This window comes from Halomonas sp. RT37 (genome assembly GCF_040070525.1).
GTDB classification, from domain to species: domain Bacteria; phylum Pseudomonadota; class Gammaproteobacteria; order Pseudomonadales; family Halomonadaceae; genus Halomonas; species Halomonas litopenaei.
In genome coordinates this window covers 641622-662341 of sequence record NZ_CP098827.1, presented here as the reverse complement: position 1 = coordinate 662341, position 20720 = coordinate 641622, and the positions used below count along the sequence as shown (strand labels likewise).

General features: G+C 66.1%; 21 protein-coding genes. 19 read left to right on the top strand and 2 right to left on the bottom strand.

What is annotated here, in order from left to right:
• Window positions 1-18: 18 nt before the first annotated feature.
• The 3 genes from secF to NFG58_RS03030 all read left to right on the top strand — a co-directional run bounded on the left by secF (window position 19) and on the right by NFG58_RS03030 (window position 3207).
• Entirely contained in the window at window positions 19-942 is a 924-nt protein-coding gene (gene secF, locus NFG58_RS03040) for a protein translocase subunit SecF (RefSeq protein WP_045992759.1), read from the top strand.
• A 245-nt stretch (window positions 943-1187) separates the two neighbouring features.
• Window positions 1188-2243, top strand: coding sequence for a CNNM domain-containing protein (locus NFG58_RS03035; RefSeq protein ID WP_213228205.1), 1056 nt, complete (start codon window positions 1188-1190; stop codon window positions 2241-2243).
• 118 nt (window positions 2244-2361) lie between these two features.
• The gene (locus NFG58_RS03030) at window positions 2362-3207 is read left to right on the top strand and encodes an ABC transporter substrate-binding protein (protein ID WP_348827576.1); all 846 of its coding nucleotides are present in this window, start codon (window positions 2362-2364) and stop codon (window positions 3205-3207) included.
• A gap of 116 nt (window positions 3208-3323) precedes the next feature.
• Here NFG58_RS03030 and NFG58_RS03025 read toward each other — a convergent pair whose 3' ends face one another.
• Complete coding sequence (locus tag NFG58_RS03025; protein ID WP_045992751.1) at window positions 3324-4148, bottom strand: inositol monophosphatase family protein; 825 nt, start codon at window positions 4146-4148, stop codon at window positions 3324-3326.
• Window positions 4149-4391: 243 nt separating this feature from the next.
• Between NFG58_RS03025 and trmJ the strand changes: the two genes are divergently transcribed.
• The 14 genes from trmJ to der all read left to right on the top strand — a co-directional run bounded on the left by trmJ (window position 4392) and on the right by der (window position 18237).
• Entirely contained in the window at window positions 4392-5228 is an 837-nt protein-coding gene (trmJ, locus tag NFG58_RS03020) for a tRNA (cytosine(32)/uridine(32)-2'-O)-methyltransferase TrmJ (RefSeq protein ID WP_348827575.1), read from the top strand.
• A 203-nt stretch (window positions 5229-5431) separates the two neighbouring features.
• Window positions 5432-6454: a serine O-acetyltransferase gene (cysE, locus tag NFG58_RS03015; RefSeq protein WP_348827574.1), complete on the top strand. Its 1023-nt coding sequence runs from the start codon at window positions 5432-5434 to the stop codon at window positions 6452-6454.
• Window positions 6455-6570: 116 nt separating this feature from the next.
• Window positions 6571-7041: an Rrf2 family transcriptional regulator gene (locus tag NFG58_RS03010; RefSeq protein WP_045992750.1), complete on the top strand. Its 471-nt coding sequence runs from the start codon at window positions 6571-6573 to the stop codon at window positions 7039-7041.
• A gap of 41 nt (window positions 7042-7082) precedes the next feature.
• A complete protein-coding gene (locus tag NFG58_RS03005; RefSeq protein ID WP_348827573.1) occupies window positions 7083-8243 on the top strand; it encodes an aminotransferase class V-fold PLP-dependent enzyme in 1161 nt (386 codons plus the stop codon).
• 125 nt (window positions 8244-8368) lie between these two features.
• Complete coding sequence (locus NFG58_RS03000) at window positions 8369-8695, top strand: iron-sulfur cluster assembly accessory protein (RefSeq protein WP_045992748.1); 327 nt, start codon at window positions 8369-8371, stop codon at window positions 8693-8695.
• A 208-nt stretch (window positions 8696-8903) separates the two neighbouring features.
• Window positions 8904-9329, top strand: coding sequence for a nucleoside-diphosphate kinase (gene ndk / locus NFG58_RS02995; RefSeq protein ID WP_045992747.1), 426 nt, complete (start codon window positions 8904-8906; stop codon window positions 9327-9329).
• Between the two features lie 100 nt (window positions 9330-9429).
• Window positions 9430-10557: a 23S rRNA (adenine(2503)-C(2))-methyltransferase RlmN gene (rlmN, locus tag NFG58_RS02990; RefSeq protein WP_108448518.1), complete on the top strand. Its 1128-nt coding sequence runs from the start codon at window positions 9430-9432 to the stop codon at window positions 10555-10557.
• A 120-nt stretch (window positions 10558-10677) separates the two neighbouring features.
• On the top strand, window positions 10678-11409 hold the full coding sequence (gene pilW, locus NFG58_RS02985) for a type IV pilus biogenesis/stability protein PilW (RefSeq protein WP_253555274.1): 732 nt from the start codon (window positions 10678-10680) through the stop codon (window positions 11407-11409).
• Window positions 11410-11440: 31 nt separating this feature from the next.
• Window positions 11441-12520: a RodZ domain-containing protein gene (locus NFG58_RS02980; RefSeq protein ID WP_348827572.1), complete on the top strand. Its 1080-nt coding sequence runs from the start codon at window positions 11441-11443 to the stop codon at window positions 12518-12520.
• A gap of 9 nt (window positions 12521-12529) precedes the next feature.
• Window positions 12530-13642, top strand: coding sequence for a flavodoxin-dependent (E)-4-hydroxy-3-methylbut-2-enyl-diphosphate synthase (gene ispG / locus NFG58_RS02975; protein ID WP_045992780.1), 1113 nt, complete (start codon window positions 12530-12532; stop codon window positions 13640-13642).
• Window positions 13643-13702: 60 nt separating this feature from the next.
• Entirely contained in the window at window positions 13703-14986 is a 1284-nt protein-coding gene (gene hisS, locus NFG58_RS02970; protein ID WP_348827571.1) for a histidine--tRNA ligase, read from the top strand.
• Window positions 14987-15014: 28 nt separating this feature from the next.
• Window positions 15015-15674 carry a tetratricopeptide repeat protein gene (locus tag NFG58_RS02965; RefSeq protein WP_045992744.1) on the top strand — a complete coding sequence of 220 codons (660 nt, stop codon included), beginning with the start codon at window positions 15015-15017 and terminating at the stop codon, window positions 15672-15674.
• The gene (gene bamB / locus NFG58_RS02960) at window positions 15671-16837 is read left to right on the top strand and encodes an outer membrane protein assembly factor BamB (protein WP_045992743.1); all 1167 of its coding nucleotides are present in this window, start codon (window positions 15671-15673) and stop codon (window positions 16835-16837) included. Before NFG58_RS02965 ends, bamB begins: the two co-directional genes overlap by 4 nt.
• Window positions 16834-18237 carry a ribosome biogenesis GTPase Der gene (gene der, locus NFG58_RS02955; RefSeq protein ID WP_045992742.1) on the top strand — a complete coding sequence of 468 codons (1404 nt, stop codon included), beginning with the start codon at window positions 16834-16836 and terminating at the stop codon, window positions 18235-18237. Before bamB ends, der begins: the two co-directional genes overlap by 4 nt.
• Window positions 18238-18403: 166 nt before the next feature.
• On the opposite strand, the gene NFG58_RS02950 is transcribed toward der, so the two are convergent.
• Complete coding sequence (locus tag NFG58_RS02950; protein WP_045992741.1) at window positions 18404-19279, bottom strand: ATP-binding protein; 876 nt, start codon at window positions 19277-19279, stop codon at window positions 18404-18406.
• 180 nt (window positions 19280-19459) lie between these two features.
• On the opposite strand from NFG58_RS02950, the gene NFG58_RS02945 reads away from it, so the two are divergent.
• Both NFG58_RS02945 and NFG58_RS02940 read left to right on the top strand, forming a co-directional pair.
• Complete coding sequence (locus NFG58_RS02945; RefSeq protein WP_108131243.1) at window positions 19460-20263, top strand: M48 family metallopeptidase; 804 nt, start codon at window positions 19460-19462, stop codon at window positions 20261-20263.
• A 118-nt stretch (window positions 20264-20381) separates the two neighbouring features.
• Complete coding sequence (locus NFG58_RS02940) at window positions 20382-20654, top strand: hypothetical protein (protein WP_045992739.1); 273 nt, start codon at window positions 20382-20384, stop codon at window positions 20652-20654.
• Window positions 20655-20720 lie beyond the last annotated feature (66 nt).

The window sequence follows — 20720 nt, the reverse complement described above, 5'->3', positions numbered from 1 at the left end:
ACACAACGGGGAGAGGGTATGAAACGCCTCACCAACCTGAATCTCGACTTCATGGGCCAGCGCAAGATCGCCTTTGCCATATCGGCGATCCTGATCCTGGTCTCACTGGTGTCGCTGGTGGTGCAGGGCCTGGCCCTGGGCCTCGACTTCACCGGCGGCACCCTGGTCGAAGTCCGCTACGCCACCGCCCCGGCGCTGGACAGCGTGCGCGGCGCCCTCGAGGGAGCCGGCTTCAATGACATCTCGGTACAGACCTTCGGCGCCGCCAATGAGGTGCTGATTCGTCTGCAGCAGACCTTCGAGGCCAACGTCGGCGACCAGGTCGTGGGCCTGCTGGCCCAGGGCGGCGCCCAGGTGGACCTGGTGCGTGCCGAATTCGTCGGTGCCCAGGTCGGCGGTCAACTGCGTGACCAGAGCGGTCTCGGCATGCTCGTCGCCCTCGGCGTGGTCATGCTCTACGTGGCCTTCCGCTTCCAGTACAAGTTCGCCATCGGCGCACTGCTGGCACTGGTCCATGACGTGATCATCGTGGTCGGCGCCTTCTCGCTGTTCCAGATGGAGTTCGACCTGACGGTGCTGGCCGCCGTGCTGGCGGTGATCGGCTACTCGCTCAACGACACCATCGTGGTCTATGACCGTATCCGCGAGAATATCCGCAAGTCGCGTATCGACGACATGCCGGCGATCTTCAACGAGGCGATCAACCAGACCCTGTCCCGCACCCTGGCGACCTCCGGCACCACCCTGCTGGTACTGCTGGCGCTGGCCTGGCTCGGTGGCGACATGATCCACAACTTCTCGGTGGCCCTGCTGATCGGTATCGGCGTGGGTACCTTCTCGTCGATCTACGTGGCGGCGGCCCTGCTGATCAAGCTCAAGCTTCAGCGCCGCGACCTGATCCCGGAGAAGAAGGAAGACGCCGAGGAAGAGCAGCTGCCCTGATATCACCGCAACTGCCCCTCGAGGCCCCGTCGTGGATCATCCACGGCGGGGCCTCTTGCTATCCGAGGTCGGTGCCCGATCACGGCGAGCCGGCACCGCTGTCGGCGGCCTCTCAGTTCACTTCGAAAACCATGCAGCAACGCGAGATAGGTCGTTTCCTTCCAGAAAATGCCCGCCGTCACTTGCCCTGGCCAGCGCCCCCTTTCATGCTTGTCATCCACCCCATTAAAACGTGACGAGGCCGCATGTTCCTGCTGATCGCCTTTGCCGTACTGTCCATCGGCGCCTCCTTCCTGTGTTCGGTACTGGAAGCGGCCATCCTGTCGCTGACACCGAGCTATATCGCCCAGGTCCAGGAGACCAACGAGCCGCTGCACAAGAAGCTGAACGCCCTCAAGCGGGATATCGATCGCCCGCTGGCGGCTATCCTGACGCTCAACACCATCGCCCACACCGTTGGCGCCACCGGCGTCGGCGCCCAGGTCGCGGTGGTCTTCGGCGAGGCCTGGCTGGGCGTCGCCTCGGCGGTGATGACGCTGGCCATCCTGATCCTCTCGGAGATCATTCCCAAGACCATCGGCGCCACCTTCTGGCGCCAGCTGTCGCCTTGGCTACCGCCTATCCTCAATACCCTGATCCTGATTCTCAAGCCGTTCATCTGGATGTCCGAGCAGATCACCCAGCGCATCGGCGGCAATGCCGCCGACACCGATATGCGTGGCGAGATCAAGGCGCTGGCACGCATCGGCCTGGACGAGAAGGCACTGGACCAGGACGAAGCCAGAACCATCACCAACATCCTCAACCTTCACGAGATCAAGATCAGCAAGGTGATGACGCCAAGAACCGTGTGCGTCACGGTGCGCCCATCGATGACCGTGGCCCAGTTCGAACAGGAACTGGTGCGCTCGCCGTTCACCCGCTTTCCGGTGATGGACGGCGGCGAGCAGGCCATCGGCTATGTGCACAAGGCCGACGCCTACCAGGCGGATGAATCCGTGGACATGAAGGAGATCATGCAGGACGCCCCCTCGGTACAGGCCGACGACAGCGTCGAGCACGTCTTCACCATGATGCTCAGGGATCGCCAGCATCTGGCGGTGGTGTATGACGACCATGGCACCTGGGTGGGGCTGATCACCATGGAGGACGTGATCGAGACGGTGCTCGGCCAGGATATCGTCGACGAGACCGACAACGTCACCAATATGCGCAAGTACGCCAAGCAGCGCTGGACCCAGCGTCGACAAGGCAGGTCAGCCAAGACAGACTCCGGCGACCCGGCCAGCCAGGGTTCCTGAACCCCGGCGCCAGGGAGCGTTCGCCAGTACGCAACGCAACGTAGCACGGCGACGCTCCCCCTTTGCCCGAGCATTTGCGATAACATCTCCATTGAAAATGATTATCAATGGAGAAAGCATGTACAAGCCTCTCGCCATCGCCGCCCTGCTCAGCGTCACTGCCCAGGCCTGGGCGCAACCGGTGCCGGAAAGGGTCGCCGCCCTCGACTACGCGGCCCTGGACATCCTCGACAACCTGGCGCAGCGCGAGCGTATCGCCGGTGTCGCCCAGGCAACGCTTCCCGACTATCTGTCCGACTATGCCGATGACGCTTTCACCGACGTGGGCACCCTCAAGGTCGCCGACATGCCAGCCCTTGAGTCGCTGTCACCCGACGCCATCCTGATCAGCGGGCGTCTGGAAGCCGAACGCGAAAATCTGGAAGCTCTTGCCCCGGTCTACGCCGTGGCGACCGAGGGCGAGGACGCCTGGGACCAGCTCGAACATCGGGTCGACGATCTGGCTGCGCTGTTCGATGCACAGCAAGCGGGTGAGCAGGCGCTTGCGGACCTGCGCCAGGCGCTCGATCAGCAGTTGGCCGAGATCAACGGGACGCCGAAGGTACTGGTGGTCGTCCATAATGACGGAAAGCTTATCGTCCAGCACAACGCCGTCGTGCATGACCTGATGGGACTGGCCTCGCCCGAACTTCCCGAGAACGTCGAGAGCGTGACGCGTGGTGAGCGTACCTTCACACCGCTAACGCCGGCGCAGATCGCCGCCACCCAGCCCGACCTGGTGTGGGTGGTGGACCGCAGCGCCGCCATCGGCCAGACGCCTCTCGATGTCGAGGCGCTGACGCAGGCCGTCGGTGACGATCTGGCGATCGCCGTCGGCTCGCCGCGACTCTGGTATCTGGCCGGCCAGGGCCTGGACAGCACCCGCCTCCAGGTCGAAGAGGTGGTGGCCGCGCTGGCGCCCTGACCACGGTCACACCGAACTCACTGCACCAACAACGAATGACGCCCCCGCGGCCAGGCCGCGGGGGCGTTGCTGTGACGGCGTCACGATCACCGCTCGCTCGCGCGAGCGGTGCCGAATCAGTCCTCTTCGGGCTGACTGGGCGCGGTATGCACGTGGGGCGCAAGCTGCTTGATCAACGCCTTGAACAGGCGCGGGTTGGCGGCCATCAGGGCGCCTTCGATACGCACCGAGGGCTGGCCATCCGGGGTGCCAATCAGGGCACCGGACTCCTTGAGCAGCAGCGAACCGATGTCCAGGTCCTGCTCCTCGACTCCCAGCACGAAGGCGGCGTCGGCACGACCGGCGGCCAGACGGGCCATGTCGAGCAGGCCACAGGCGCTGGCTTGAAGCTGTTCGGCCTGGGGGCCGAGCTGCTGCACCAGGGTCAGGTAGGTCGGCAGAAAACGCGAGCGCAGGTAGGTATCGGGAAGCCCCAGCGACAGGCGGGCGCCAGCGGCGCTCTTGATCTTGGACACACGCAGACGCTTGCCATTGAGCTGGGCGCCACGGCCACGGCTGGCAAGGTATTCGTCATCGCTGAAGGGGCAGATCACCACCGCGTGCTCCGGACGGCCCTTGATCAGACATACCACGGACAGGGCGAACTCAGGGGACGCCACACTCAGGTTCGAGTAACCGTGGAAGGGTTCGATGCGCCACAGGATATCCGCGCCTTCGCCTTCACCGGCACGGTGGGGCGTGTAGCGACCGACGACCCCGTGCTGGGGATAACCGCGGGTCAGCTGGCGGGTAATCAGGGATTCGGCGTTGCGAGCGGTGTCCTCGAGCAGACGGTCGAGGTTGTGCTCGTCGTGGGCATTCTCGATTCGTTCGCGAATGCGCAGAAACTGTTCGCCGGCGCTGCGGGCAGCGCGCAGGGCGTACTGGACCATCGGATGCATGATCGGGCCTTGGGAGTCGGTGGTGTTAAAGAACGGAGTCGACGTGGGTAACTGACTCGGCGCGAATCCTAGCAGACCACGGGCATGAATGCCACGCACTTCGCCCCAGCGCGCATCTACCCATGCTAGACTGGCGCCCCTGGCGCTGCCGACCGGTCCGCCATCAGCGCCCTTGCATCGGTCATTGAATAGACCACTGCACCAACCACCGCATCAACCCGCCGCGTCGTTACAGGATCTTCCATGCTCGAGCGCATTCGCATCGTTCTCATCGGCACCAGCCACCCCGGCAATATCGGCGCCACCGCCCGCGCCATGCACAATATGGGACTCGCCGATCTGGCCCTGGTCGCACCACGCTGCGAGGTCATCACCGCCGACAGTGTGTCCCGCGCCTCCGGAGCGGACGCCCTGGTCCACGACGCTCGGGTGGTCGACAGCCTCGAGCAGGCGGTCACCGACTGCACCCTGGTGGTGGGAGCCAGCGCGCGCTCGCGCACCTTACCCTGGCCGATGATCACCCCGCGTGAGCTGGGCGAGCGTCTGCCCGCCGAGCTGGCCACGCCCGAGGCCCGCATCGCGCTGGTCTTCGGCCGCGAGGACAGCGGCCTGTCCAACGCCGAACTGCAACGCTGCCATGCCCACGTCCACATCCCTACCAATCCCGACTTCAGCTCGCTGAACCTCGCCGCGGCGGTGCAGGTGCTGGCCTACGAATGCCGCCTTGCCTGGCTGGCCCAGGCCCAGACCCAGAATAAGCCAGGCCCGGCACAGGACGATGAGGAAGAAGCGCAGCCACTGGCCAGCCACGAGGAGCTGGAGCACTATTTCGCTCATCTGGAACGCGCGCTGATCACCATCGGCTTCCACGACCCGGCGAAGCCTCGCCAATTGATGGCCAGGCTGCGCCGAGTGACCCTGCGCTCGCGCCCCGAACGCATGGAGCTCAACATCCTGCGTGGCATCCTCAGCGCCACCGAGAAGGCCGCAGGCGGCCAGGCGCTGGGCGCCCGCGCCAGCGAGCCGGAATTACAGCGAGAACATGACACGCATCAGGGCCAGAAGCCGGCCCAGGACTAGCCCAAACCAACAGCAGAACCAACAGCAGAACCAACAGCAGAACCAACAGCAGGATCAGCGCCAGGCCGGCGGCTCTGGAGCGACACGGCGTCCACCTTCGAGCCGCTGAGCTGCACCAGATCACTGACTCGACAGGTGGCAGGCTTGAATGGCCCACCACCAGCCCCCACTATGATTCTCTTGACCGACTCAGGGACCGCCGCATGTTTCAACGCCTACGCGAAGACATCAACAGCGTATTTGCCAGGGATCCGGCGGCGCGCAACTTTCTTGAAGTCCTGACCAACTATCCTGGCCTTCACGCATTGCTGCTGCACCGGATCTCCCACCAGCTGTGGAAGCGCAATCTCAAATGGATCGCGCGTACCCTGTCGACGCTAGGCCGCTGGTTCACCGGCATCGAGATCCACCCCGGCGCCACCATCGGCCGGCGCTTCTTCATCGACCACGGCATGGGCGTGGTGATCGGCGAGACCACCATCGTCGGCGACGATGTCACCCTCTACCAGGGCGTGACCCTGGGCGGCACCAGCTGGAACAAGGGCAAGCGTCACCCGACCCTGGAGGACGGCGTGATCGTCGGTGCCGGCGCCAAGATTCTCGGCCCCTTCACCGTCGGCGCTGGCGCCAAGGTCGGCTCCAACGCGGTGGTCACCAAGGAAGTCCCGGCCGGCGCCACCGTGGTCGGCATCCCCGGCAAGATCGTCCAGCGCCGCGACCCGGACAGCGACCCGGGCCTCGAGGTCGACCCGGCCCGTCGCGAGGCGATGTGTCAGAAATTCGGCTTCGACGCCTACGGCATGAGCCAGGACATGCCCGACCCGGTGGCCAAGTCGATGCAGGCCATGCTCGACCATATGCACGCGGTGGATGAACGCATCAGCGGCATGTGCAAGACCCTGAGGCAACTGGACCACAGCTACCGCGATGGTCAGATGCCGGAAATTCGCGACGAGGACTTCGCCGAGATACTGGAAGACGTCGACCGCGCCTGTGCGCCGGTGATCGGGCGTGACGCCAACGCCGATATCCTGGGCTCCGACACCGCCACCAGCGGCAACGAAAGCGCCAGCGGCAATGAAGACGTCGGGCCAGGCACCTCCGCCCCAGACACCTCCGACCCAGGCACCACCGACAAGGACAGTGCCGGCGGCAGCGAGACGGCCAATGACGCCGAGCACGGGGCCGAGCGGGAAGACGAGGCGACGACGGCACGGCGCCAATAGTTGACCACGACACTCGGTCTTTCCCATAATATCGCTTTGATCCAAGCGTCGTCGGCTACCGACCACGCCCACACTTTCCGGACCGCCGACCCATGTCGGCGTCGAGGGTTCGCCCCATGCGCCTGACCACCAAGGGACGCTACGCTGTCACCGCCATGCTCGACATGGCGGTCAACGCCGACCAGGGCCCGATCTGCCTGGCCGACATCGCCCGGCGTCAGCAGATCTCGCTGTCCTACCTCGAGCAGCTGTTCGCCCGCCTGCGGCGCGCTGGCCTGGTCGACAGCGTGCGCGGGCCAGGCGGTGGCTACCTGCTGGCGGAGCCGGCAGCGTCCATCTCGGTGGCCCGGGTCATCGATGCGGTCAAGGAGTCGGTGGACACCACCCGCTGTGGCGGTCTGTCCGACTGCCAGAAGGGCGACACCTGCCTGACCCATCACCTGTGGTTCGAGCTGTCCGAGCGCATCCAGGACTTCCTCGACGGCGTCACCCTGGGCGAGCTGGCCGAGCGCCAGGAGATCGCCGAGATCGCCGGGCGTCAGCGCCGTCGCCAGCACAACGACGACATTGTGACCTCGGCGCCCTGAGCTAGACTTTCGCCCCTCTGCCCGCCAACGATGACATCGCCATGACTTCACCCGTCTATCTCGACTACGCCGCCACCACCCCGGTCGACCCCCGTGTCGCCGAGGTCATGAGTCGGCACCTGACCCTCGAGGGCACCTTCGCCAACCCGGCGTCGCGCAGCCATATGCCCGGCTGGCTGGCCGAGCAGGCGGTGGAAAACGGCCGGCGCCAGGTCGCCGACCTGATCAAGGCCGACCCGCGAGAGATCGTCTGGACCAGCGGCGCCACCGAGGCGGACAATCTGGCCATTACCGGCTTCCTCAGGGCCAATCGCGACAAGGGCCGCCACCTGGTCACCTCCATCATCGAGCACAAGGCGGTCATCGATACCGCCAAGGCGGCAGAGCGAGAGGGCTTTGACGTCACCTGGCTGACGCCCCAGGCCGACGGAAGCGTCAGCCCCGGCCAGCTGGCCGAGGCCATGCGCCCCGACACCGTGCTGGTATCGCTGATGGCGGTGAACAACGAACTCGGCACCATCAATGACATCGCCGCCCTGGCCGAGGTGGCCCATGACCACGGCGCCATGATCCACGTCGACGCGGCCCAGGCGGTGGGCCGCATCGACCTCGACGTGGGGCGAAGCAAGGTCGACATGATGTCGCTGTCCGGCCACAAGGCCTATGGCCCCAAGGGCATCGGCGCGCTCTATGTGCGGCGTAGCCCCGATCTTCGCCTCGAGGCGCTGATCCATGGCGGCGGCCACGAACGCAGCATGCGGTCCGGCACCCTGGCGACCCACCAGATCGCCGGCATGGGCGAGGCCTTCGCGCTGGCGGCGAACGAAGGCGAGGCCGATCAGGCACGTATCCAGAGCCTGCGGGATCGTCTGCTCGAGGCCATCGCCGATCTCGACGGCGTGCACTGCAACACCCGCCTCGAGACCTCGGTGCCCAACATCATCAACCTCGGCTTCGAGGGCGTCGACGGCGAGTCGCTGCTGATGGCGCTGCGCGACATCGCCCTGTCGACCGGGTCGGCGTGCAACTCGGCCAGCGTCGAACCGTCCTACGTGCTCCAGGGCATCGGGGTGCCGCGCCGCCTGGCGCTGGCCTCGCTGCGCCTGAGCATCGGACGCTTCACCAGCGAAGACGACATCGACCGCGCAGGCCAGGCCCTGCGCACCGCGCTGATTGGCCTGCGCCAGCGCGCCATGCCGTGAGGCCTGAGCCCCGCGCCATGCCTTGAGACATGCCTTGAGAACATCACCCTTCGACAGGCAGCGCACGACAGAGACAGTTTCGGTGACTGCCGCCCAGGCGGCAGCGCCCGACCCAGGAGAATGATATGGCACACCTGAAGATCACCCCCGCCGCGGCCGACCAGATCCGCCGCGTGCTCGACGAGCGAGGCCAGGGGCTTGGACTGCGGGTCTCGGTCAAGCCCAGCGGCTGCTCCGGCTACAGCTACGTCCTCGACTTCGCCGACGACGTCCAGGCCGACGATGCCCTGTTCGAGGAACACGACGCTCGGGTCTATGTCGCCCCGGAAGCGCTCGAGATGCTCGACGGCAGCGAGGTCGACTACGTCAACGAGGGGCTGAACCGGTTCTTCCGTTTCAACAATCCCAACGTCAAGGACGAGTGCGGCTGCGGCGAGAGCTTTACCGTCTGAATTCGCCGTGATCGCGGCAGAACTCGCTGGCGCCGCGACGAACAATTGTGTTCAAGGCGCCACGAGGACGCTATAATCTGCGCTCTTCGGCGCAACACGCCGCATCGCTTCGTTTTCCCGCGTCGCGCCGCCCCGGTCCCCGGGGCGGCGCGACGCCATCTACCTGGCATCCATGCCCACTTCCTGGGCCCAACTACTGGAGAGTTTCATGGCTACAGAGCGCACTCTGTCCATCATCAAGCCCGACGCCGTCGCCAAGAATGTCATCGGCGAGATCATCACGCGCTTCGAGAAGGCCGAACTGAAGGTCGTCGCCGCCAAGATGGTTCACCTGTCCCAGGAGCAGGCCGAAGGCTTCTACGCCGAGCACAAGGAACGCCCCTTCTTCGGCGACCTGGTGTCCTTCATGACCTCTGGTCCGGTCGTGGTGCAGGTGCTGGAAGGTGACAACGCCATCGCCAAGAACCGCGAGCTGATGGGCGCCACCAACCCGAAGGAAGCCGACGCCGGCACCATCCGCGCCGACTTCGCCTCCTCCATCGACGCCAATGCCGTCCACGGTTCCGACTCCCCCGAGTCCGCCGAGCGCGAAGTGAGCTACTTCTTCGGCGCAGACGAGATCTGCCCGCGCTAAGGGCGTCGGGGTCCGACCCTCGTGATTGCGGCCCCATCGGTGAACGGATGCCCCTGGCATCCGTTCGCTCCTTTCTGCCCACCGACCCGCTGAACCTGCCATGACCACCACCGCTGCTCCCCAACGCGTCAACCTGCTCGGCATGACCCGAGAAGAGATGGAAGCCTTCTTCCTCTCCATCGGTGAGAAGAAGTTCCGTGCCGCCCAGGTGATGAAATGGATTCACCACGAAGGCGTCGACGATTTCGCCGCCATGACCAACCTGTCCAAGGCGCTGCGCGCACGCCTCGAGGAAACCGCCGAGGTACGCGGTCCCAAGGTCGTCTATGAAGGCGCCTCCAAGGACGGGACGCGCAAGTGGGTAGTGGAGGTCGAGGACGGCAGCTACGTCGAAACCGTGCTTATCCCCGCCGACAACGGCAAGCGCCGCACCCTGTGTGTGTCATCCCAGGTCGGCTGCTCGCTGGACTGCAGTTTCTGCTCCACCGGCAAGCAAGGCTTTCAGCGTAACCTCACCAGCGCCGAGATCATCGGCCAGGTATGGGTCGCCTCCAACAGTGGCGGCTCACGCAAGGACAGCGCCAATCGTCCGGTCACCAACGTGGTGATGATGGGCATGGGCGAACCCTTGATGAACTACGACAACGTCGTGCCGGCGATGAAGCTGATGCTCGACGATCAGGGTTACGGCCTGTCGAAACGCCGTGTCACCCTGTCCACCTCCGGGGTGGTACCGATGCTCGACCGCCTGGGCGACGAACTCGACGTCAGCCTGGCGATCTCGCTGCACGCCGCCAATGATGCGCTGCGCACCGAACTGGTACCGCTCAACCGCAAGTACAACATCCGCTCACTGCTGGACGCCTGCCACCGTTATCTGGCCAAGTGCGACGACACCCGCCAGGTCACCATCGAATACACGGTGATCAAGGACGTCAACGACCAGCAGGAGCATGCCCGTGAACTGGCGGAACTGTTGAAGGAACTGCCCTGCAAGATCAACCTGATCCCCTTCAACCCCTTCCCCCATTCCGGCTACGAGAAGCCCTCCCGCAACCAGGTGATGCGCTTCCAGCGCTGGCTCTACGAACTGGGTCATACCGCGCCGATCCGTTCGACCCGGGGCGATGACATCGACGCCGCCTGCGGCCAGCTGGTAGGACGGGTCAAGGATCGTACGCGTCGTCACGAACGCTACATTCAGTCGATCCAGATCGACGCCGACTGACCCTGCCGTCTTGACTTCATTCCGGCACGGCGCTTTGATATTCGGGCCTTTTCCTGCCCACGGGCGGGTGTCGCCAGACGCCTTCCCGCCACGGCCAAGCAGCGGGAGTACGACAACGCCATGACGTGCCAGGCAGACAGCTCAAGCGCCGGCCTGCGCGGCCTGGTCATCGGACTGGCCATCGCGCTTCCCCTGACGCTTGCAGGCTGCGCCGTCGCCGTGCCCCAGTCCGACGAGTCCCCCGCCGTCGCCTATCGCAACCTCGGCGAAGCCTACCTGCGCCAAGGCAACCTTCCCCGCGCCACGGCGGCACTCGATCGCGCCGTCTCGCTCGATCCCGATGACGCCGCCGCGCTGCAGGCGCTGGCACTGATTCACCAACGCCAAGGGGAAGCGGCGCTGGCGGACGAGTTCTTTCGACGCGCCCTCGATGAAGACCCGAACTTCACCCGGGCACGCAACAATTACGCCGCCTTCCTGTATGATCGGGGGCAAACCGGTGAGGCCTGCGAGCAGCTTGAACAGGCCAGTCACGATATACACTATGCCCACCGGGCCCAGCTGTTTGCCAACCTGGGACGCTGCCGGTGGGAACTCGGCGAGGTCGAGACGGCCAGGGCGGCGCTGGAGCGATCCCAACGCATCGACTCGAGCCTGCCCGCGAGCCACTTGACCCTCGCCGAACTGGAATACGCACAGGGCAACCTTATGCGCGCCCGATCACAGCTGGATCGCTTCGTGAGCCAGGCGGGATGGACCACCGCCGCCAGGCAGCTTGCCGCTAGCCTGGGAGACGCCGACACCGGCGCCCGGTCATCGGCCGAACCCGACCAGCCTTCACGCGCGCTTTGATCACTGTTTACACGATGAAGGAAGCTCAGCCATGAGCGACAGTCAGTACACCGACTCCGAGGTCTCCTTGTCCAAAACGCCCTCCGGGGACGCCTCTCCCGGCGCCTTGCTGTGCCATGAACGAGAGAGCCAGGGGCTGACCCGCGAGGAAGTCGGGGCAGCCCTCAACCTCCGCCCCGCCGTGATCGAGGGGCTGGAGATCGACAACTACGATGAAGTGCCGGTGGTGACCTACCGACGCGGCTACTTGCGCAGCTACGCCCAGTTGCTCGGCGTCGATGTCGGCCGGGTGATGGCGCTGTACGAAGCGCGCATGGGCAACGAGGAAGTCGAGCGCAAGGTCACCCCGGTGTACATCAACAAGCCCCCCTCGCGCCTGGGCGCCTGGCTGTTTCGGCTGATGACCCTGGTGGTCATCGCCGGCCTGATCGGGCTGACCCTGATGTGGTGGCAGAGCCGTGGTGGCAGCGAGCCGCCCGAGGTCAGCGACAACGGCCCGGTCTCGGTGGACACCATCGACGGCAACGCCGCGGTCAGCGACGAGGCCACCGAGGGCGACGACAACCTGCCCCCGCTGCCCGCCGAGGACAGCGAGATGGGACTGGTCGATGGCGAGCAGGCCACCGCCGACGGCGCTGCAGACAGCGCCAGCGCCGAGCCTGGCGCCTCGACGCCGAGCACCGTGGCGGCCACCGAAGCGGCTGCCGCCGAAGCCAGCGAGCCCGCTGACGACAGCGTCAACGACAGCGCCGACCAGGCTGCAAGCGCTGGTGCCGACGACGCCAGCGCCGAGCAGACAGCTAACGCCGACGATGCACAGGGCGCCGAGGACGAGGGCGCCGCCGAGGCCGCGCCGGCTGCCGACAGCCGTCGTATCCTCAAGCTGACCTTCAACGAGCAGTCCTGGACCGAGATCTTCGACAGCACCAATACCCGAGTCTTCGTCGGCCTGCAGTCACCGGGCACCGAAGCCACCGTGGAGGGCGAGCCGCCCTTCCGCATGACTGTCGGCAACGCCACCGGCGTGGAGTTGTTGTGGGGCGGAGAAACCGTCGACCTGCAACAGCGCGCCGGCAGAAACAATGTCGCCCGCTTTACCCTGGGAGAGTGATTGATCGCCATGCATTCGCACTCACCGATCAAAAGACGCCAGTCACGCCAGATTCATGTCGGTTCGGTACCGGTCGGGGGCGACGCTCCCATCTCGGTGCAGAGCATGACCAACACCGACACCCTGGACGTCGAGGCCACCCTTGGCCAGATTCGTGCCCTCGAACAGGCCGGCGCCGATATCGTACGCGTCTCGGTGCCGACCATGGACGCCGCCGAGGCCTTCGGTCGCATCAAGCAGGGCACCCAGGTGCCGCTGGTGGCCGACATCCACTTCGACTACCGCATCGCCCTGCGCGTGGCTGAGCTCGGCGTCGACTGCCTGCGCATCAATCCCGGCAATATCGGCCGTGAAGACCGCGTCCAGGCGGTGGTCTCCGCCGCCCGTGACAACGGTATCCCGATCCGTATCGGCGTCAACGCAGGCTCGCTGGAGAAGGACCTGCAGAAGAAGTACGGGGAACCGACGCCGGCGGCCCTGGTCGAATCGGCGATGCGCCATATCGATCACCTGGATCGCCTCGACTTTCCCGACTTCAAGGTCAGCGTCAAGGCCTCCGACGTGTTCATGGCGGTGGCCGCCTACCGTGACCTGGCCTCACGCATCGAGCAGCCGCTGCACCTGGGTATCACCGAGGCAGGCGGTCTGCGTTCGGGCACCGTCAAGTCCTCCATCGGCCTTGGCATGCTGCTGATGGACGGTATCGGCGACACCATCCGGGTATCGCTGGCAGCGGATCCGGTCGAAGAGGTCAAGGTCGGCTTTGACATGCTCAAGAGCCTGCGCCTGCGGGCCAAGGGTATCAACTTCATCGCCTGCCCGAGCTGTTCGCGTCAGAACTTCGACGTCATCAGCACCATGAACGCCCTCGAAGAGCGCCTCGAGGATGTGATGACGCCGCTGGACGTGGCCGTCATCGGCTGCGTGGTCAACGGCCCCGGCGAGGCCAAGGAAGCCGATCTGGGTCTGACCGGCGGCACCCCGGCCAACCTCGTCTACATCGACGGCAAGCCCGCCAGCAAACTGCGCAATGACCACCTGGTCGACGATCTCGAGGCGCTGATTCGCCAGAAGGTCGCCGAGAAGGAAGCGACAGAACGCGACGTCATCGCTCGCCTGTAACGCTCTCGCCCGGCGAGGCCGGGCGAGGGCCGTGACTACGGCGAGACCAAGGAGCAAGTTTTGAGCAAGAAGATCCAGGCCATCCGTGGCATGAATGACCTGTTGCCCGACGCCTCGCCGGTGTGGCAGTACTTCGAGTCCCAGGTTCAGGCGCTGATGAAGCGCTACGGCTACAACGAGATCCGTACCCCTATCGTCGAGCAGACGGCCCTGTTCGCCCGCTCGATCGGCGAGGTCACCGACATCGTCGAGAAGGAGATGTACACCTTCGAGGACCGCAACGGCGACAGCCTGACCCTGCGCCCCGAGGGCACCGCCAGCGCGGTTCGCGCGGCGATGGAACATGGCCTTCTGTACAACCAGACCCAGCGGCTGTGGTACACCGGCCCGATGTTCCGCCACGAGCGCCCGCAGAAGGGCCGCTACCGTCAGTTCCATCAGGTCGGGGTCGAGACCTACGGCCAGGAAGGCCCGGACATCGACGCCGAAGTCATCCTGCTGTCGGCGCGTCTGTGGAAGCAGCTCGGCCTGTTTGATCACGTCACCCTGGAGCTCAATTCGCTGGGCTCCAACGAGGCGCGCGCGGCCTACCGCGACACTCTGGTGGCCTACTTCGAGCAGCACCGCGAGGTCCTCGACGAGGACTCGCTGCGCCGCCTGACCAGCAACCCGCTGCGTATCCTCGACTCGAAGAATCCGGCCATGGCCGAGATGCTGAGCCAGGCACCCCAGCTGATGGATCACCTGGATCAGGAGTCCCGCGAGCACTTCGAGGCGCTGACCGCGCGACTCGACGCCGCCGGCATCGACTACGTGATCAACCCGCGCCTGGTGCGCGGTCTCGACTACTACTGCCGCACCGTGTTCGAGTGGACCACCGACGCCCTCGGCAGCCAGGGCACCGTGTGCGCCGGCGGACGCTACGACGGCCTGGTCGAGCAACTCGGCGGCAAGCCGACCCCGGCGGTGGGCTTCGCCATGGGCATCGAGCGTCTGATCCTGCTGCTCGAGACCCTGGACATCGTTCCGCAGGAGGCCCGTGCCCCGCTCGACGCCTACGTGCTGGGCATGGACGCCAGCACCGACGGCGACGCCATGGCCCTGGCCGAGCGCCTGCGCGATGAACTGCCGGCCCTTGGCGTGCAATTGCACTGTGGCGGCGGCAGCTTCAAGAGCCGCATCAAGAAGGCCGATCGCAGCGGTGCCCGCCTCGCCCTGCTGATCGGCGAAAACGAACGTGAAAACGGCCAGGTGGCGATCAAGTTCCTGCGTGACGACCGCGAACAACGCGTGGTCGAGCAAGCGTCCTTGGCCACCACCCTGACGAGCCTGCTGTCCGAGTGACGGCACGACCATTAGAAGGAGACCGCCCGTGGCGGAGCTGAGAACCGAAGAAGAACAGCTTGAGGCGATCAAGCGCTGGTGGAAGGAAAACGGCACCTCGCTGCTCGCCGGTGCGGTACTGGCCGCCGCTGGCGTGTTCGGCTGGAACGCCTGGCAGGACTACCAGCAGGGGCAGGCCGTGGCCGCCTCCAGCAGCTACCAGCAGCTTCTTGACCTGGCCAGCCGCGACAGCCTCGACGACGGGGCCCTGGCCCAGGCCCAGGGGCTGGTCGACACCCTGCAGGAAGACCACGACGGCACCCTGTACAGCGAGCTTGCGCTGCTGCTCGAGGCCCGCCTGGAGGTCGACGCAGGCGATGTCGAGGGCGCCCGCGAGTCGCTGGAGACCCTCATCGAGGGCAGCGACGATGGTTACCTGACCGGCCTCGCCCGCCTGCGCCTGGCGCGCCTGCAGAGCGCCGAGGGCAACCACGAGACCGCTCTTGCCACCCTCGACGGTGACATCCCCGAGGCCCTGGCCGCCCAGCGCGACAACGTGCGCGGCGACATCTACCACGCCACCGGCCAGCACGACCAGGCCGCCGAGGCCTGGCAGAGCGCCCAGTCACTGGCCGAAGAAAGCGGTCAGCCGCTCTACGGTATCTCGCTCAAGCTCGACGACCTCGGTGATCAGGAGGCCACCCTATGAAGACCCCGTTTAACCGAACCCGGATCGCCCTGGCGACCGCCGTCACCCTGACCGCCCTGCTGACCGGCTGCGCCAGCAAGTCCGAGCCCCAGTATCCGCCCAAGGAGCTCAAGGACTTCGCCGAGTCCACCCGGGTCGAAACCCGCTGGAGCGAAGGCGTGGGCGCAGGCCTGGGTGAGGCCACCTACCCCATCGAACCCGCCCTGGCCGGTTCCACCCTGTTCGCCGCCGACGAGGAAGGCCTGGTCGAGGCGTTCAACACCGCCAACGGCGACACCCAATGGGAAGCCGAACTGGATTCACCGATCTCCAGCGGTATCACCGCAGTGGACGGCGATCTGTTCCTCGCCACCCGCAATGGCGAGGTGGTCGCCCTCGACCAGCGCAATGGCCGGGTCAAGTGGCGTACCCGTGTGCCCAGCGAAGTGCTGGCCGCGCCCCAGCCGACCACCCAGCTGTTGATCGTGCAGGCGGTGGACGGCACCGTGACCGCCCTGGATCGCCTGTCCGGTGACCGCCAGTGGGTGTTCAGTGCCAATATGCCGTCGCTGACCCTGCGCAGCACCGGCACCCCCACCGCCATCGATCAGGTGACCTTCGCCGGCTTTGCCAACGGCCGTCTGTCGATCATCGACAACCGCTCGGGCCAGCAGATCTCCGAGCGCACCATCGCCGTGGCCACCGGCATGAATGACATCGACCGTCTGGTCGACCTGGCCGGCCAGCCGGTGCTGACTCCGGACGGCCGCCTGTTCGTGACCAGCTTCAATGGTCGCCTGGTGGCGCTCAACGCCCAGAGCGGCGAGACCCTGTGGTCGACGCCGTTGTCCAGCTACCACACCCCGGTGCTGGTGGGCGAGACGCTTTACGTGGTCGACGAGGCCAGCCGCCTGATCGCCTTCGACGCCAACAGCGGCAACGAGCTGTGGCGCCTGGAGGACCTCTACGGTCGCTCGGTGACCGCCCCGGCCTTCGCCGACGGCCGCATCGTGCTCGGCGACGCCGAAGGCTATGTGCACTTTATCGACGCCAGCAGCGGACGCCTGGTCGGCCGCACCCATATTGACGGCTCAGGCATCAGCGTGCGCCCTCTCACCGACGGCAAGCGCGTGTACGCCCTGGCCAATGACGGAAGCCTGGAGGCTCTGGACATCCGCCCATGACCCCCGTGATCGCACTGGTCGGCAGGCCCAATGTGGGCAAGTCGACCCTGTTCAACCGCCTGACCCGCTCTCGCGACGCCCTGGTGGCCGATTTCCCCGGCCTCACCCGGGATCGCAAGTACGGCAACGGTATGCTCGGCAACAAGGCCTACACCGTCATCGACACCGGCGGCATCAGCGGTGACGAGGAAGGCATCGACGCGGCCATGGCCGAACAGTCGCTGCAGGCCATCGACGAAGCCGACATCGTGCTGTTCCTGGTGGACGCGCGTGCCGGCCTCAATGTCGCCGACGAGGCCATCGCCAACCACCTGCGGGTCAACCAGAAGAAGACCTGGCTGGTGGTCAACAAGACCGACGGCCTCGAGGAACACTCGGCCATGGCCGACTTCTGGCAGCTCGGTCTCGGCGATCCCCGGCCCATCGCGGCGGCCCACGGCCGCAACGTCACCGCGCTGATCGACGAGGTGCTCTCGCCGTTCCCCGAGCGCGACATGGACATCCCCGCGGACACCGGCAGCAAGGGTATCCGCATCGGTGTCATCGGTCGTCCCAACGTGGGCAAGTCGACCCTGGTCAACCGCCTGCTGGGCGAGGACCGGGTGGTGGTATTCGATGAAGCCGGCACCACCCGCGACGCCATCGAGATCCCCTTCGAGCGTCGCGGCAAGCCCTACGTACTGGTCGATACCGCCGGCGTCCGGCGGCGCAAGAACGTCACCGAGGTGGCCGAGAAGTTCTCGATCATCAAGACCCTGGACGCGATCAAGGAGTGCCACGTCGCGATCATGGTGCTCGATGCCCGCACCGGCCTGGTGGAGCAGGATCTGCACCTGCTCGACTATGTGCTGACCTCTGGCCGCGCGCTGGTACTGGCGGTCAACAAGTGGGACGGCCTGGAAAGCGAGGCCAAGGACAAGATGCGTGCCGAGATCAAGCGCCGTCTGGGCTTCGCCGACTACGCCGAGCTGCACTTCATCTCGGCCTTGCACGGCACCGCCGTGGGCGACCTGTACCCGTCGCTGGAGCGCGCCTTCGCCTCCGCCAACAGCCACTGGTCGACCAACCGTCTGACCACACTGCTGCAGGACGCCGTCGAGCAGCACCAGCCGCCGATGGTCCACGGCCGCCGGATCAAGCTGCGCATGGCCCACCAGGGCGGCAGCAACCCGCCGATCATCGTGGTCCACGGCAACCAGACCGACAAGCTGCCCGAAGCCTACAAGCGCTACCTGACCAACACCTTCCGCAAGGTGCTCAAGGTCCGAGGCACGCCGATGCGCTTCGAGTTCCGCTCCGGCAAGAACCCCTACGACCGACTGGCCGAAGCCTCCGACAAGGAAAAGGCCAAGAAGCGCGAACTGGGGCGCACCAAGGAGGCGCGCAAGAGCCGCCGCTAAGCGTCACCGGCGTCACTCGCCGCTCTTTCGCCCCTGGTGTTGAACGACAACGAAACGCCCGGTCCCTCGCCAGAGGAACCGGGCGTTTTCGTGCACGCATGCTGCCGGATGTCGAGACCATGCCTCGCTCGCTGCTGAGCCTGGCCTGCAAGCCTGCGGCAGCGCCTCAGGCTTGCTCTGCCAGGCGACGAGCCCCTACCCAGTCCAGCGCAAACTGGTAGGCACAGCGGCCGCTGCGTCCGCCTCTCATGGTGGCGAAGCGGGTGGCCGCCACCGGCGCTTCGTCATCCCAGTCCTGCGGCTGGCCCAGGCGCTCGACCCAGTGGCGACAGGTATCGAGATAGGTCTCCCGGTTGAACGGATGAAACGCCAGCCACAACCCGAAGCGGTCGGACAGCGAGATCTTCTCCTCCACCGCATCGCCGTGGTGCAACTCCTCGCCGTCCGGCGTCAGGTGGCTCTGCTGGTTGTCGCTCATATGCTCCGGCATCAGGTGGCGCCGGTTGGAGGTGGCGTAGATCAGCACGTTTTCCGGGGGGCCGGTCAGGGTGCCGTCGAGGACACTCTTGAGCGCCTTGTAGGCGTCGTCGGAGCCTTCGAAGGACAGATCATCGCAGTACACCACGAAGCGCGCCGGTTCGTGACGCAACTGCTCCACCAGCAGCGGCAGTCCGGCCAGGTCGTGGCGGTCCACCTGGATCAGCCGCAGACCTTCGTCAGCCAAGGTGTTGAGCAGCGCGCGCACCATCGACGACTTGCCACTGCCACGAGAGCCCCACAGCAGCGCGTGATTGGCCGGCAGGCCACGCAGAAAGGCCCGCGTATTGGCCAGCAGCTCGCGCTTCTGGCGCTCCACCCCGACCAGGTCGTCCAGGCTCAGGGCATCCCGAGGCGGCACCGGCACCAGTTGCCCGCCGAGGGCGTGGCGCTGCCACAGCGCAGCGACGTCACGACGCCAGTCCACCGCAGGGCGGGGCTCGGGCAGCCAGGGTTCGACGCGATCGAGAAGGGCCAGCAGGCGCTGGGCGAGTTGAGTGTCCATCGGGGCAGGTGTCCTTGTAACAAATGATGGCCGCCGGTCAGGGTCTGTCGCTGGATAGCGACCGGCCGTGCACTACCTTTGCTGTTGACCCTTCCAGCAGTCCGGGTATCTTGAGGCCAGTTGCCACCGATTCTACACGCTCGGGCTCGACCCCGGCGGATCATGACAAGGAGACCCCCCATGCGCTGGATGAAGGCCGTGGGCGCCTGCGCCCTGATGGTTACCGTTGCTGCCTGTTCCACCTCACCCACTGGTCGCTCCCAGATGCTGTTGCTGGACGAACAGCAGCTCAGCCAGATGGGGGCCCAGGCCTTCGACCAGTACCAGCAGGAGCTGCCCACCGTGAGCGGGCGCCAGCTCGAGTACGTGCAGTGCGTGACCCGCAACGTGGTCCAGGCGCTGCCGGAAGACCAGCGCAACCAGAACTGGCAGGTCAAGGTGTTCGAGTCCGAGGACGCCAACGCCTTTGCCCTGCCGGGCGGCTACGTGGGGGTCAACACCGGCCTGCTCGACGTCGCCACCAACCAGGACCAGCTGGCCACCGTCATCGGCCACGAGATCGGCCACGTGCTGGCCCACCACGCCAACGAACGCGCCTCCACCGAAAGCGCGACCCAGCTTGGCATGTCGGTGGTCGGTACCGCCCTCGGCTCCCAGGGTGTCACCGGCAGCGACCAGCTGATGGCGGCCATGGGCATGGGCGCCCAGTACGGCATCCTGTTGCCGTTCTCGCGCAGTCACGAGAGCGAGGCCGACACCATCGGCCTGCAGCTGATGGCCGACGCCGGCTTCGATCCCCGCGCCAGCGTCCAGCTGTGGCAGAACATGAGCGCCGCCGGCGGCGGCCAGCCGCCGGAGTGGATGTCCACCCACCCGGCACACGGCAACCGTATCGCCGGGCTCGAGGCGGGCATGAACGACGCCATGGCGCGCTACGAGCAAGCCCAGGCGCGTGGCCTGACGCCCAGCTGCAAGGCGCCCTGAACCAGAACAGCCCAGGCCCTGCAGCCCGTCCCCAGGCTGCTGACAAGGGGGCATCTATCGCCGAGGCCTCTATTCCTGGAGGCCTCGGCTCCCGTCACTTCCACGCTTCGTTGGTGCCATGAAACTCACCTCCACCAGGCTCGGCCTGATCCTGCTCGTCGTGCCCATTGTGGTGCTGTTGACCCTGTTCTTTGTGGAACTCGGCGATATCCGCCAGTGCGAACTGGTCGACCAGGGCCACTGGAACTACCTGGCCGGCCACTGTGGCGACACGCCGTCGCCCTTCGTTCCCTGGATCGTTCGCAGCCCCTGGCTGGTCAACGGCGGCCTGCTGGTGTCGGTGGTTGGGCTGGGGCTGTGCATGCTGGGGCTCTACCGTCGACGCGGCTGAAACGCGGCGCGTGGCTGCTGGCTGACGACCAGGGGCTGACGGCTCCTGACCGACGACATCGACGCC

Bases quoted from the DNA above. Each gene is read 5' to 3' on its own strand.
- secF (WP_045992759.1), top strand. From the start codon at position 19: ATGAAACGCCTCACCAACCTGAATCTCGACTTCATGGGCCAGCGCAAG.
- NFG58_RS03035 (WP_213228205.1), top strand. From the start codon at position 1,188: ATGTTCCTGCTGATCGCCTTTGCCGTACTGTCCATCGGCGCCTCCTTC.
- NFG58_RS03030 (WP_348827576.1), top strand. From the start codon at position 2,362: ATGTACAAGCCTCTCGCCATCGCCGCCCTGCTCAGCGTCACTGCCCAG.
- NFG58_RS03025 (WP_045992751.1), bottom strand. From the start codon at position 4,148: ATGCATCCGATGGTCCAGTACGCCCTGCGCGCTGCCCGCAGCGCCGGC.
- trmJ (WP_348827575.1), top strand. From the start codon at position 4,392: ATGCTCGAGCGCATTCGCATCGTTCTCATCGGCACCAGCCACCCCGGC.
- cysE (WP_348827574.1), top strand. From the start codon at position 5,432: ATGTTTCAACGCCTACGCGAAGACATCAACAGCGTATTTGCCAGGGAT.
- NFG58_RS03010 (WP_045992750.1), top strand. From the start codon at position 6,571: ATGCGCCTGACCACCAAGGGACGCTACGCTGTCACCGCCATGCTCGAC.
- NFG58_RS03005 (WP_348827573.1), top strand. From the start codon at position 7,083: ATGACTTCACCCGTCTATCTCGACTACGCCGCCACCACCCCGGTCGAC.
- NFG58_RS03000 (WP_045992748.1), top strand. From the start codon at position 8,369: ATGGCACACCTGAAGATCACCCCCGCCGCGGCCGACCAGATCCGCCGC.
- ndk (WP_045992747.1), top strand. From the start codon at position 8,904: ATGGCTACAGAGCGCACTCTGTCCATCATCAAGCCCGACGCCGTCGCC.
- rlmN (WP_108448518.1), top strand. From the start codon at position 9,430: ATGACCACCACCGCTGCTCCCCAACGCGTCAACCTGCTCGGCATGACC.
- pilW (WP_253555274.1), top strand. From the start codon at position 10,678: ATGACGTGCCAGGCAGACAGCTCAAGCGCCGGCCTGCGCGGCCTGGTC.
- NFG58_RS02980 (WP_348827572.1), top strand. From the start codon at position 11,441: ATGAGCGACAGTCAGTACACCGACTCCGAGGTCTCCTTGTCCAAAACG.
- ispG (WP_045992780.1), top strand. From the start codon at position 12,530: ATGCATTCGCACTCACCGATCAAAAGACGCCAGTCACGCCAGATTCAT.
- bamB (WP_045992743.1), top strand. From the start codon at position 15,671: ATGAAGACCCCGTTTAACCGAACCCGGATCGCCCTGGCGACCGCCGTC.
- der (WP_045992742.1), top strand. From the start codon at position 16,834: ATGACCCCCGTGATCGCACTGGTCGGCAGGCCCAATGTGGGCAAGTCG.
- NFG58_RS02950 (WP_045992741.1), bottom strand. From the start codon at position 19,279: ATGGACACTCAACTCGCCCAGCGCCTGCTGGCCCTTCTCGATCGCGTC.
- NFG58_RS02945 (WP_108131243.1), top strand. From the start codon at position 19,460: ATGCGCTGGATGAAGGCCGTGGGCGCCTGCGCCCTGATGGTTACCGTT.
- NFG58_RS02940 (WP_045992739.1), top strand. From the start codon at position 20,382: ATGAAACTCACCTCCACCAGGCTCGGCCTGATCCTGCTCGTCGTGCCC.